General features: G+C 66.5%; 10 protein-coding genes. 7 read left to right on the top strand and 3 right to left on the bottom strand.

The features are described from left to right. The first annotated feature begins 84 nt into the window (after nt 1–84). Nucleotides 85–1,983 carry a protein translocase subunit SecD gene (gene secD / locus ABD974_RS01425; protein WP_345301484.1) on the top strand — a complete coding sequence of 633 codons (1,899 nt, stop codon included), beginning with the start codon at nt 85–87 and terminating at the stop codon, nt 1,981–1,983. 13 nt (nt 1,984–1,996) lie between these two features. After that, complete coding sequence (gene secF / locus ABD974_RS01420; RefSeq protein ID WP_345301483.1) at nt 1,997–2,965, top strand: protein translocase subunit SecF; 969 nt, start codon at nt 1,997–1,999, stop codon at nt 2,963–2,965. Nucleotides 2,966–3,205: 240 nt separating this feature from the next. Here the strand turns inward: secF and ABD974_RS01415 are convergent, their stop codons facing one another. Beyond that, nucleotides 3,206–4,033, bottom strand: coding sequence for an inositol monophosphatase family protein (locus ABD974_RS01415; protein ID WP_345301482.1), 828 nt, complete (start codon nt 4,031–4,033; stop codon nt 3,206–3,208). A 100-nt stretch (nt 4,034–4,133) separates the two neighbouring features. Between ABD974_RS01415 and ABD974_RS01410 the strand changes: the two genes are divergently transcribed. From ABD974_RS01410 to ABD974_RS01400, 3 genes are all read left to right on the top strand, one after another. Next, nucleotides 4,134–4,952: an RNA methyltransferase gene (locus tag ABD974_RS01410; RefSeq protein ID WP_345301937.1), complete on the top strand. Its 819-nt coding sequence runs from the start codon at nt 4,134–4,136 to the stop codon at nt 4,950–4,952. A 69-nt stretch (nt 4,953–5,021) separates the two neighbouring features. Beyond that, nucleotides 5,022–5,963 (top strand): phosphate/phosphite/phosphonate ABC transporter substrate-binding protein, encoded by a 942-nt coding sequence (locus ABD974_RS01405; protein WP_425562608.1) that lies wholly within the window; start codon nt 5,022–5,024, stop codon nt 5,961–5,963. After that, nucleotides 5,960–8,083, top strand: coding sequence for a putative bifunctional diguanylate cyclase/phosphodiesterase (locus ABD974_RS01400; protein ID WP_345301481.1), 2,124 nt, complete (start codon nt 5,960–5,962; stop codon nt 8,081–8,083). The genes ABD974_RS01405 and ABD974_RS01400 overlap by 4 nt, the downstream gene beginning before the upstream one ends. Nucleotides 8,084–8,104: 21 nt before the next feature. Here ABD974_RS01400 and ABD974_RS01395 read toward each other — a convergent pair whose 3' ends face one another. Both ABD974_RS01395 and ABD974_RS01390 read right to left on the bottom strand, forming a co-directional pair. After that, complete coding sequence (locus ABD974_RS01395) at nt 8,105–8,788, bottom strand: exopolysaccharide biosynthesis protein (RefSeq protein ID WP_345301480.1); 684 nt, start codon at nt 8,786–8,788, stop codon at nt 8,105–8,107. Next, the gene (locus ABD974_RS01390) at nt 8,778–10,085 is read right to left on the bottom strand and encodes a hemolysin family protein (RefSeq protein ID WP_345301479.1); all 1,308 of its coding nucleotides are present in this window, start codon (nt 10,083–10,085) and stop codon (nt 8,778–8,780) included. The genes ABD974_RS01395 and ABD974_RS01390 overlap by 11 nt, the downstream gene beginning before the upstream one ends. A gap of 283 nt (nt 10,086–10,368) precedes the next feature. Here ABD974_RS01390 and ABD974_RS01385 point away from each other — a divergent pair, with 283 nt between their 5' ends. Both ABD974_RS01385 and ABD974_RS01380 read left to right on the top strand, forming a co-directional pair. Then, entirely contained in the window at nt 10,369–10,995 is a 627-nt protein-coding gene (locus ABD974_RS01385; protein WP_345301478.1) for a DUF47 domain-containing protein, read from the top strand. Between the two features lie 10 nt (nt 10,996–11,005). Continuing rightward, a complete protein-coding gene (locus tag ABD974_RS01380; RefSeq protein ID WP_345301477.1) occupies nt 11,006–12,127 on the top strand; it encodes an inorganic phosphate transporter in 1,122 nt (373 codons plus the stop codon). The last annotated feature ends 139 nt before the right edge of the window (nt 12,128–12,266 follow it).

Raw genomic sequence — 12,266 nt, 5'->3', positions numbered from 1 at the left:
GCGTCGCCGGCGATCCGGCTTCGATGATCTGATTTCCCGTCCACCTCGATGCGGACGGTCCCAGGACCGGACGCGGTGCTCGTCATGCTCGAATATTCCCGCTGGAAATATCTCACCATCCTGATCGTCGTTCTGATCAGTGCGTTCTATGCGCTGCCGAACGTCTTTCCGCAGGATCCCTCCGTGCAGATCTCTGCCAACCGCGGCGCGAAGGTCGACGACGCGCTGAAGCAGCAGGTCACGCAGGCACTGACCAAGGCCGGTCTGAAGTCGAAGACGATCGAGGTCCAGGGCGAGAATCTGCTGGTCCGCACCGCCGACGACGACACCCAGAACAAGGTCGCCGACGCCCTTCGCGATACGCTCGGCAACCGTTACACGGTGGCGATGAACCGGGCATCGACGGTCCCCGCCTGGTTCGCGAAGGTCGGCGCCAAGCCGATGGCCCTCGGTCTCGACCTGCAGGGCGGCGTGCACTTCCTGATGGAAGTGGACAAGAAGGCGGCCGTCGACAAGCGCTTCGAAGCCTATCTCTCCGACATCCGCGGCACCCTGCGCGAAGAAGGCATTCCCTACGAATCGGTCGAACGCGACGGCGACAAGGCGCTGGAGATCATTCTGGCCAAGACGAGCGACCTCGCCGAAGCGCAGACCCTGGTGCAGAAGGGGCTGGCCGCGGCGGCGGCGGATACCGGTGCGGCGACCGCGGGACGTGCGTTTTCCTTCGAAAGCTCGGGCAACACCATCCGCGTCGCCGTGTCCGATGAAATGATCCGGCAGATGACGCTCAACGCGATCGAGCAGAACCTGGGCACGCTGCGCAACCGCATCAACTCGCTGGGCGTGGCCGAGCCGGTGATCCAGCGCCAGGGCGCCGACCGCGTGCTCGTGCAGCTGCCCGGCGTACAGGACACCGCCGCCGCCAAACGCATCCTCGGCGCCACCGCGACCCTCGAATACCGCGGCGTGTACGAAGGCAATCCCATCGACGCCCGCGAGACCGGCAACGTGCCGCCCGGCGCGCGCCTGTACGAAAGCCGCAGGCTCGGCCCGGACGGCAAGCCGGTCCCGGTGCTGTTGAACAAGCGCATCATCGTGTCCGGCGCCGACATGGTCGACGCGCGCAGTACCGTCGACAACGACGGCCTGCCTGCGGTATCGGTCACGCTGAACACCGCCGGTGGCCAGCGCATGCTGCAGTTCACCACCGAGAACGTCGGCAAGCCGATGGCAGTGGTGTTCATCGAGCGCATTCCGCAGGTGCGCATCGTCGACGGCAAGGAAGTGCGCACCTCGCTGCTGCGCGAGGAAGTGATTTCGGTCGCGACCATCCAGGGCGTCTTCAGCAAGCAGTTCCAGACCACCGGTCTGGAGCGCAAGGAAGCCGACGAACTGTCCAAGCTGCTCAAGGCCGGTGCGCTGGCCGCGCCGATGGACTTCGTCGAAGAACGCACGGTCGGCCCGAGCCTCGGCAAGGAGAACGTGGAGCGCGGCCTGAAGGCCGTGGCCTTCTCCTTCCTGTTCGCACTCGCGTTCTTCCTGATTTATTACCGCATGTTCGGCGTCGTCACCTGCGTGGCGCTGCTGCTCAATCTGCTGATGGTGTTCGCGCTGATGTCGCTGTTCGGTGCGACCATGAGCCTGCCTGGCCTCGCCGGCATCGCGCTGACGGTCGGCATGTCGGTGGACGCCAACGTGCTGATCAACGAACGCATACGCGAGGAGTTGCGGGCGGGATTGCCTCCGCAGGCGGCGATCGCCGCCGGCTACGACCGCGCCTCCGGCACGATCCTGGACGCCAACATCACCGCCTTCCTCGCCGGTCTGGCCATGTTCGCCTTCGGTACCGGCCCGCTGAAGGGCTTCGGCGTCACCACCATGCTCGGTATCGCGACGTCGGCCTACACCGCAGTGTCGGTGTCGCGCGGCATCGCCACGCTGATCTACGGCCGTCGCCGCAAGCTGCAGTCCATCGCGATCTGAGGGAGCCCCATCCATGAAGCCTTTCAACGTGTTCCCTTACGACAGCAACATCGACTTCATGCGCCTGCGCATGATTTCGCTGATCGTGGCCGCCGTCATCATGTTCGTCGCCATCGGCGCGATGGTCACCCGCGGGTTCAATTTCGCCCTCGACTTCACCGGCGGCGTCGGCATCGAACTGGTCTACGAGAAGCCGGTCGATGTCGACGGCGTGCGCGAGCGTCTCGAAGCCGCCGGTTTCGAGAGCGCGCAGGTCCAGACCTTCGGCGGCGGCAACGAAGTGCTGGTCCGCCTGCAGGCGGGCGCCGCCTCGAAGAACGGGGCCGGCAAGTCCGATGACCCGACCGCAAGCATCGCCGAGGAGGTCCGCAAGGCGGCCTCCGAACCCGGCAACCCTGCGCGCAAGCTCAAGAGCGCGGACATCAGCCCGCAGGTCGGCCGCGAGCTCGCCGAAAACGGTCTCTACGCGCTGCTGTTCGTGGTCCTGGGGTTCCTGATCTACATTTCGTTCCGCTTCGAATGGAAGTTCGCGGTGGCGGCGATCATCACCACCCTGCACGACGTGGTGGTGGTGGCGGGTTGGTTCGCGCTGAGCGGCCACGAGTTCGATCTCACCGTACTCGCAGGCATCCTGTCGGTGATGGGATATTCGATCAACGACACCATCGTGGTGTTCGACCGCGTCCGCGAGAATTTCCGCGGCATGCGCGCCTCGCCCCAGGAAGTGTTGAACCGCTCGGTCAATCAGACGCTGTCGCGTACGGTGATCACCTCGTTCGTGGCCTTCCTCACCGTGCTGGCGCTGTATCTGTACGGCGGCGGTTCGCTGAAGGGCATGGCCGAATCGCAGATCATCGGCATCCTGATCGGTACGCTGTCCTCGATCTTCGTCGCCTGCCCGCTGTTGCTGTGGCTCGGTGCGACGAAACAGGACCTCATGCCGAAGGCGCGCGACGAAGCCGAACTGGCCCGTCGCCCCTGAGTGCCCGAGGGTCGTTCCCGAAAAAGGCCGCGCATCGCGCGGCCTTTTTCACAACCCAAATACCAAGGCCGCACATCGCCTGGCTTTTTCACAACCCAAATACCAAGGCCGCGCATCGCGCGGCCTTTTTCTTTCGGTCAAGCGGCCTTCAGGCCGCTGCCGCGTTCCCGGGTCGGATCAGCGGCCTGAAGGCCGCTCTACCAGGATACGTTGCGTGTCGGGGACTGCGCCCGGACCGACTCAGTCGAACGCCTTGGCGTAGCCGGTGTTGACGATGGTCTGCTGCAGCGGTTCGATCATGCGCACGTTGGCGGCCACGATCTGCCGGCCGCCGGTGGCGATGTGCATCGGAGCGAGCGCCGCGCCGCGGTAATCGGAGACCCGGCCGCCGGCTTCGCGCACCATCAGCACGCCTGCGGCGATGTCCCATGCCATGACGCCGGCCTCGAAATAACCGTCGACGCGACCCGCGGCGACGTACGCGAGATCCAGCGCGGCCGAGCCGCCGCGACGGATGTCTTCGGCATGCACCAGCAGCGATTTGATGCAGTCCAGCTGCGCGTCGGCGCGCTTGCGCTCGCGCGGCGCGAAACCGGTCGCGAGCATCGCGCCCGTCAATTCGCGGCGTTCGGACACGCGGATGCGGCGGCCGTTGAGTTGGGCGCCGCTGCCGCGGCTGGCGGTGAACAACTCGTTGCGCAGCGGATCGAAGATCACCGCGTGCAGCGGCTCGGGACCTTCGCACAGCGCGATGGAGACGCACCAGTGCGGCAGGCCGCGGAGGTAATTGCTGGTGCCGTCGAGGGGATCGATCACCCAGGTGTAGCGACTGGGGCCGCGGTTGCCCTTCTGCTGTCCGCCTTCCTCGCCGAGGATCGTGTAGTCCGGCTGTGCGCGGCGCAGTTCCTTGACGATTTCCACTTCGGCCAGACGGTCGACTTCGCTGGCGAAGTCCATCCGGTCCTTCTCGACCACGTCGATCGCATCCAGTCGGGCCATGTGCCGCAGGAGGATGTTGCCGCCGGCGCGAGCCGCCTTGACCATGACATTGACAGCGGGCTGTTGCATCGAGAACGACTCCGGGCGCGACCTCGCGGTCGCGGAAAAGAAGGGCAGGGGAAAAGAGCGATCCGGCTCGGGGCCGGCGTGGGAGTTTAACATTGGCGCCATGTCTTCCGCCTCCACGCCCCCGTCCTCCGCCGTCGACCGCCTGCGCATCGTGCTGGTCGGCACCCAGCATCCCGGCAACATCGGCTCGGCCGCCCGCGCGATGAAGACCATGGGGCTCTCGCGGCTGGTGCTGGTCGCGCCGGAGCGCTTCCCCCATCCGGACGCCATCGCGCTGGCCGCAGGCGCCGTCGACGTGCTCGAGGCTGCCGTGCGGGTCGACACGCTGGCCGAAGCCGTGGCCGATTGCCGGCTGGTGCTGGGCTGCACCGCGCGCAGCCGTCGAATCGCCCTGGAAGAGCTGCATCCGCGGGTGGCGGCGCTGCGCGGCATCGAGGCGGCCGAAGCCGGCGGCGAAGTGGCGCTGGTGTTCGGCCGCGAGCGGACCGGGCTGGAGAACGAGGAACTGCAGTTGTGCCACGCGGCCGTGCATATCCCGGCCAATCCCGAATACAGTTCGCTGAATCTGGCCGCAGCCGTCCAGGTCTTGGCATACGAATTGCGTGTTGGGCTGCTGAAGGATGCGGCGACGCCTGCGGAAGCGCCCCCCGGGGGGCTCCGGCAACGCGAGGTTCGCAGCGAACCTCCGGCGACCCACACCGAACTCGAAGGTTTCTTCTCGCAATTGGCGGATACCCTGGATGCGATCGATTTCCACAAGGGCCGGACTCCGGCAGCGGCGATGCGCAAGTTCCGGCGCCTGTTCCTGCGCGCCGACCTCGATGCCCGCGATGTCCGGCTTTTGCGGGGGTTGCTGGCCGATGCCAAGCGCATGGCGGACATCGCCGAGGGCCGGATTTCGCCGCCGCCGAGGGTTTGACCGGCGCATGCCGTTCGAGGGCTCCGCGGATGTTGCCGGCCTGCGCCCGGCGTCCGTGAAGGGCTGATCGTGTCCCGCCCGAATGCTTCCCTGATCGCGCTCCTGGCGATTCTCTGCGGTCTGGCTGCGCTGGTCGGACGCGTGCCGACCGCGGCAGCCGCTGACGGTCAGCGTCACATTCTTGTCCTGGGGCGCATCAGCGACGACCCGAAGATCCACTACGAACAGCTCAAGCCGCTGCTCGATTACGTGGTGCCGCGGATGGCCGACGTGGGGATCCGCGAAGGCCGGGTGCTGATGGCCCGCGACGCCCAGCAGATGGCCAGCTACCTCCGCCGCGGCCAGGTCGACTGGGTCACCGAGACCGCCGGTACCGCCATGCTGCTGCAGCAGCGCGGCGGCGCTCAGCCGATGCTGCTGACCGAGCGCGACGGGGTCAGCAGCTACCGCACGGTGTTCTTCGTGCGTCGCGACAGCGGGCTCAAGGCGCTCGAAGATCTGCGCGGACGCAGCGTCGCCTTCCAGAACAACGCCTCGACCAGCGCCTATTTCGTGCCGGCGATCGAACTGCTGCGCCGGCGGATGTCGCTCAGCCTGCTGCTGTCGCCGATGGACAAACCATCGGGCGGCACCGTGGGCTACGTGTTCGCGCGCTCCGAACTGAACATCGGCGCCTGGGTCCACAAGCGTCTGGTGGATGCCGGCACGATGAGCGCGCTGGACTGGAATAATCCCGCCCGGCTGCCGGTGTCCTATCGCAAGGACCTGGAGATCATCCACACCACCGAACCGGTGCCGCGCGCGTTGGAGATGGTGCGCGGCGATCTCGATCCGAAGGTCCAGGCGCGGCTGCGCGAAGTGCTGATGCAGGCCGCCGGAGATCCGCAGGCGGCCGAAGCCTTGCGGTATTTCTTCCGGACCACCCGCTTCATGCCGATCGACGCCGACACCCGCGGAGTGCTGGATCGCCTCCGCAGCGGCGTGGCCGAAGTGAGGGCGGACGTCGAATGAAATTCTTCGAGGGCCTGCAGGCCAAGTTCATGGTGCTGATCGGGCTGACCCTGGTGGTCATGCTCGGCGTCATCGCCATGATCTGGCAGCGACAGACCGCCACCCAGGCCGAAGTGCTGAAGCTCAGTCAGGATGCGACCCGGGTGCTGGTCTACGACCGCCTGCGTCAGCGCGGCGAATCGCAGGTCTCGCAGGCGGCGGACCTGCTGGTGAATCCGGTCTACTACTTCGACCTCGACGCCATCGGCGCCACCACCCGCAGCATCCTGCGCCAGCCGGACGTGAGTTACGTGCTGGTCTACGATGCCAAGGGCAGCATCCTCCACGACGGGTCCGGCGACATTCCGACCTTCGGCCAGCGCATGGCCGATCCGCTGGCGCAGCGCATCGTCTCCGCCGACGGCCCGCGCGTGCTGAGCACCGACGAGGTCATCGATGTCTCGAACCCGATCCTGATCGGCGACCAGCGGCTCGGCGGCGTGCGCGTCGGGTATTCGCTGGGCAAGATCCGCACCGAAGAAGCGCACGTCAATCACGAGATCGCCGAACGCCTGCGCGAACTGGGCAACCGTCATCTCGCATGGATCGGTCTGCTGCTGCTGATGCTGGTGTCGCTGGCGGTGCTGGTGGCGATGCTGCTGCAGCGCGCGCTGGTGCGCCCGATCCGTCAGTTGTCGCAGGCCGCGCGCGAGATCGAGGCCGGCAATTTCTCGACCGAGCTGCCCGTGAACGGCCGCAGGGACGAAGTCGGTACGCTGGTCCGCGCCTTCGCGCGCATGGCCGACAGCATCGAGCGCCACGATCGCGACATGCGCCGAATGGCCTACACCGATTCCCTGACCGGGCTCGCGAATCGGCTGGCGTTCCGCGAAACGCTCGATCATCGTCTGATGCAGTTGCGCGGCGCGGGCCGCCAGCTCGCGCTGCTGTTCGCCGACATCGACGATTTCAAGCGGGTGAACGACACCCTCGGCCACGACGTCGGCGACGAAGTGCTGATCCAGTTCGCCAACCGCATCCGCGAGGCGGTGCAGCGCGCCGGCGGCGACGCCAGCGAACTCGCGCGCTTCGGCGGCGACGAATTCGTGATCCTGCTGTACGCCGAGGGCGATCATGTCGATGTGCGCGCCAGCGCCGCGCATCTGGCCGAAACCCTGGTCGCCGAGCTGAGCCGGCCGATCGTGGTCCAGGACCGTCAGGTCTTCCTCGGCACCTCCATCGGCGTGACCCTGTTCCCGGAAGACGCGTCCGGCGCGACCATGTTGATGAAGAACGGCGACATCGCGATGTATCAGGCGAAGGTCGCGGGCAAGAATTGCTACCGTTTCTACAGCCGGGCGATGGATCAGGCGGTCAGCCGCCGCGTGCGCATCGAACAGGATCTGCGTGGCGCCTGGGAGCGCGGCGAACTCACGCTCGCCTACCAGCCGATCTACCGCGTGTCCGACAAGACCCTGCTCGGCGCCGAAGCGCTGCTGCGCTGGCAGCATCCGGTGCACGGCCAGGTCGCGCCGTCGGTGTTCATCGATGTCGCCGAGCAGAGCGGGCTGATCGAGACGATCGGTCCGGCCGTGATCCGGGCCGCCTGCAAGGATGCCATGCGCTGGCGTCACGACGGCGCCGACGAGCTGTTCGTGTCGGTCAACATCTCCGCGCGCCAGTTGCGCAGCGGCGATTTCCGCGAGCAGGTGATGGCGGCGCTGGCCGACAGCGGCCTGCCGCCGCACTTGATGCATGTCGAATTGACCGAGACCGCGGTGCTCGGCGACGAGGAGCAGGCGCGCCGGATCCTGTCGAGCCTGCGCGAAGTCGGCATCAAGGTCTGGCTGGACGATTTCGGCACCGGATTCTCCGGTCTCAGCCATCTGCGCCGGGTGCCGGTGGATGGCGTGAAGATCGACCGCAGTTTCATCGCCGACGTGCTGCGCGATCCGGACGATCTGGCGCTCACCACCGCGATCATCGCGATGGCGCATTCGCTGGGCATGACCGTCGTCGCCGAGGGCGTGGAGAAGGAAGGGCAGTGCGATCTGTTGCGCACGCGCGGCTGCGATCTCGCCCAGGGCTATTGGCTGGGCCATCCGATGAACATGCGCGATTTCACTGCGCTGGTCGGCTGAAGCCGACCGCGCGACGTGGCCTCATCCCAGGCTCGCGATCCAGGCCCACAGCATCGCGACCAGATTGCCCGACACCGCGCCGAAGACATAGATCGCGATGATGCCGGCGGCCCAGGCGATCAGCATCAACACGCCGTCGCGTTCCAGCAGCGCCAGCGCGTACACCAGCAGCAGCCCTGCGAACAGATAGTTCGTGAACGGGATCGGCAGCGCCAGCAGGATGCCCAGCAACACCAGCTGCAGCCCGGTGAAGACGGTGGCGGCAGGGTGATCGGTGATCGCGGTCAGCCGCGGGCGGATCAGTTTCTCCAGCCAGCGCAGCCAGCGGTCGGCATTGCGGTCGAAACGGATCAGGGTGCTGCGCTGCGGCCCGCGGCGCGCGACGAAATCCGGCAGCCAGGGCTTGCGCAGCAGGATCAGCAGATGCAGGCCGACCAGCACCACCAGCGGCCCGCTGAGCGCGCCGGCCACGCCGGGAATCGGAATCAGCGCCGGCAGCGTCGCGATGAACAGCAGCACGCCGAAGGTGCTGCGCCCCAGATCGCCCACCAGCTCGCGCAGTTGCAGACGTTCGTCCGGATCGCCGTCGCACAGCGCGTCGATCACCGCGCGCATGCCCTGCGGTTCGATGCGGCCCTCCGATGGCGGCTCGTCGACGTTCCGCTCCGCCGGATCTCGCGGCGAGGGGTCGGTCTCAGGCGTCATCGTCCGCATCCGTGCGTTCCACTCTGCTCATCAGGAGTTTGTCGATCCGCGGCCCGTCAAGATCGACCACTTCGATCCGCCAGCCCGCCCATTCGAAGACTTCGCCGGTATTGGGAATGCGCCCGTAGTAGGCGATCACCATGCCGGCGGCGGTGTGGTAATCGTGGTCGTCGACATTCGGCAGACGCTGGCCGATGATCTCGCGCAGTTCGTCCACCGGCAGCGAGCCGTCCACCAGCAGCGAGCCGTCGGCCCGCTCCAGCACCAGCGCTTCCGCATCCGGGGTCTCGCCCGACTGCAGGCGGCCGACGACCGCGCCCATCAGGTCGTTCACCGTGACCATGCCGGTGATTTCGCCGTATTCGTCCACCACCAGCGCCAGCGACTGCTGCTCTTCGCGGAAGATCTCCAGCAATTTCAGCGCATGCGTGGACTCGGAGACGAACAGCGCCGGACGCAGGGTCTTGAACAGGTCGGGCGCGCGTTCTTCCAGACGATCGAGCAGCGATTTGACTTCCAGCAGGCCGAGCACGTCGGCATCGCTGCCGCGGTACACCGGATAGCGCGAATACGGCGTCTCGCGCATCTCGGACAGGTTCTCTTGGAACGAAGCGTTGGCGTCCAGCCAGACGATGCGCGTGCGCGGGGTCATGATGCTCTCGACCGTGCGGTCGCCCAGGCGCATCACCCGCTGCATCATGTTGCGTTCGTCGTCGTCGATCAGGCCCTGCTCGTGGCTTTCGCTCACCAGCAGCTGGATTTCCTCTTCGGTGATCGCGTTGCGGGCGTCGTCGCGGATGCCGAGCATCCGCAGCACGCCGCGATTGATCGCGCCCAGCGCGGCGACCGCGGGTTTCGCCGCGCGGGACAGCAGGTCCAGCGGGATCGCGACCCGGCTGGCGATGCCTTCCGCATTGGTCAGCGCCAGCCGCTTGGGCACCAGTTCGCCGAAGATCACCGAACCGGCCGTGATCAGGGTGACCGCGGTCCCGATGCCGACCGCGCGGGCGTATTCGTGGAGAGCCGGGACCATGTCGCCGAACCACGCGGCGATCGCCAGTCCGATGGCTTCGCCGCCGAAGACGCCGTTGAGCACGCCGATCAGGGTGATCCCGATCTGGACCGTCGACAGCAGGCTGTCCGGGTGTTCCGCCAGGGCCAGCGCCTTGCGCGCCCCCCGGCTGTGCTCGCCCATCTGCTTCAGTCGCATCTTGCGCGAGGTCATCAGCGCCATTTCCGACAGCGCGAAGAACCCGTTCAGCAGGATCAGGGCGACGACGACCGCCAACTCAAGCACGGCGGTGGTCTCCCTGGCAGCGTCGGCGGCGGCAAGCAGGGGGCGCCGGCATCGGGCGGGGCATCGGGGGGACGGTCACGGGGAAGGACATGGGGGGGAGTCCGGATCATAACAGGCGGCCATGACCGCTCCCCGGCGGGGCGGGCGAATTCCGTTCAGGTTGGAGGCGAGGCTGTCCGTGACAACGGCATGTCATTGAAATGACGATTCCAGTCGACTTGTCATGTTCAAGTCACAATTCGGACTTACGCTGTTCACATCATTGTCATCGAGGCGTTCGCCCATGTTCTCCCTGCAAACCATCTTCGGCTCCGGCCAGCAGTTCTACAGCCTGCTCGACGAAGCCGCCGCGGCCGCCCACGAGAGCGCCAAGGCCCTCCATTCGATGATGAAGGCGCCCGACCGCCAGCCGGCCTTGGACGCCTTCAAGCTGGCCCGCACCCGCGAACGGGCGGCCTCGGACAAGATCGGCAAGGCCCTGGTCGACAGCTTCATCACCCCGATAGAACGCGAGGACATCGAGGCCCTGGGCTCGGCGCTGTACAAGATTCCGAAGCAGATCGAGAAGTTCGCCGATCGCTATTCGCTGGCGATCCAGCATCTGGACGGCATCGATTTCGCGCCGCGCGCGGCGATGCTGGAACAGGCCGCCGGCGTCGTGGTCGAGATGGTCCACGAACTGAAGCACCTGAACATCGATCGGATGACCGTGCTCAACGACAAACTCCGTGCGCTGGAGAACGAAGCCGACCGGCTGATGCTCGAACTCTATCGCGATATCTATTCCGGCAAGCTCGATGGCCAGCAGATGTTCCTGCTCAAGGAGTTCTTCGAGATCCTGGAGAAGGCGATCGACCGCTGCCGCGAAGCCGGGGTCGTCGCCTATCAGATCGTGTTGAAGAACAGCTGACGGAGTCGACATGCTCACTCTCGTCCTGGTCGTGATTCTGGCCGCGCTGATCTTCGAGTTCATCAACGGCTTCCACGACACCGCAAACTCGATCGCCACGGTGGTCGCCACCAAGGTGCTCAGCCCCGGCAAGGCGGTCATGCTGGCCGCCGGCATGAACCTGATCGGCGCGTTCTGGGGCACCGCGGTCGCCAAGACCATCGCGTCGGGCCTGATCGACACCGAAGTGGTGATGGTGACTTCGCAGGTGATCCTGTGCGCGCTGGCCGGCGGCATCACCTGGAATCTGATCACCTGGTATTGGGGACTGCCGTCCTCGTCCTCGCACGCCCTCATCGGCGGGCTGTGCGGCGCGGCGCTGTCCGCGGCCCACAACGACTGGGCCGCGTTGATCTGGTCGAAGATCGGCGACGGCGGCTGGACCAGCAACAAGGGCCTGCTGTGGAAAGTGGTGGTGCCGATGATCAGTTCGCCGATCGCGGGCTTCACGCTCGGCGTGTTGATCCTCGGACTGTTGTACGCGTTGATCTGGGGTCTGGGCCGGATCGGCGGCAAGCTGGGACGCCTCGCGCGTCCGCGCTGGGTCAATGCGATCTTCGGCAAGGCGCAGCTCGCGTCGGCGGCCTACATGGGGTTCGCGCACGGCAGCAACGATGCGCAGAAGACCATGGGCATCATCGCGCTGACGATCTTCGGTGCGCAGGCCGCGGGCACGCTGGACAATCTGCCTGCCTGGGCCGCGTTCCTGCATCCGGACGGCGGCGAGCAGGACATCGACAAGTGGATCGTGTTCACCTGCGCGATCGTCATGGCCGCCGGTACCGCCGCGGGCGGTTGGAAGATCATCAAGACGCTCGGTCACAAGATGGTGAAGCTGCAGCCGATCGACGGCTTCGCCGCGGAAACCGCGTCGGCCACGATCCTCGTCACCGCGGCGCATTTCGGCATGCCGGTCTCGACCACGCACAGCATCTCCACCGCGATCATGGGCGTGGGCTTCGGCAAGAATCCGCGCGCGCTGAAGATCACCGTGATCGAGCGGATCATCTGGGCCTGGATCCTGACCATCCCGGCCGCCGGCGGCATCGCCTACCTGCTGTTCAGGCTGATGGAGGCGTTCGGCTGGACCTGATGCGGGCCGCGATCGCGCAACGAAAAAGCCCCGGCATGCCGGGGCTTTTTCTTGTTTCGAGGTAGAGCGGGCTTCAGCCCGCTCATCGCGTTGATCGAGATGCGCAGCGGGCTGAAGCCCGCTCTACCGCGCGCGCCAT

Origin of the sequence: Lysobacter hankyongensis (genome assembly GCF_039543145.1) — a bacterium.
In the GTDB taxonomy this organism is placed as follows: domain Bacteria; phylum Pseudomonadota; class Gammaproteobacteria; order Xanthomonadales; family Xanthomonadaceae; genus Lysobacter_I; species Lysobacter_I hankyongensis.
The sequence above is the reverse complement of the archived record's forward strand: the minus strand, read 5'-3'. Positions and strand labels throughout refer to the sequence as shown.

Excerpts from the sequence above, each read along its gene's own strand:
- secD (WP_345301484.1), top strand. The coding sequence starts at position 85 with ATGCTCGAATATTCCCGCTGGAAATATCTCACCATCCTGATCGTCGTT.
- ABD974_RS01385 (WP_345301478.1), top strand. The coding sequence starts at position 10,369 with ATGTTCTCCCTGCAAACCATCTTCGGCTCCGGCCAGCAGTTCTACAGC.
- ABD974_RS01415 (WP_345301482.1), bottom strand. The coding sequence starts at position 4,033 with ATGCAACAGCCCGCTGTCAATGTCATGGTCAAGGCGGCTCGCGCCGGC.
- ABD974_RS01380 (WP_345301477.1), top strand. The coding sequence starts at position 11,006 with ATGCTCACTCTCGTCCTGGTCGTGATTCTGGCCGCGCTGATCTTCGAG.
- ABD974_RS01410 (WP_345301937.1), top strand. The coding sequence starts at position 4,134 with ATGTCTTCCGCCTCCACGCCCCCGTCCTCCGCCGTCGACCGCCTGCGC.
- secF (WP_345301483.1), top strand. The coding sequence starts at position 1,997 with ATGAAGCCTTTCAACGTGTTCCCTTACGACAGCAACATCGACTTCATG.
- ABD974_RS01395 (WP_345301480.1), bottom strand. The coding sequence starts at position 8,788 with ATGACGCCTGAGACCGACCCCTCGCCGCGAGATCCGGCGGAGCGGAAC.
- ABD974_RS01400 (WP_345301481.1), top strand. The coding sequence starts at position 5,960 with ATGAAATTCTTCGAGGGCCTGCAGGCCAAGTTCATGGTGCTGATCGGG.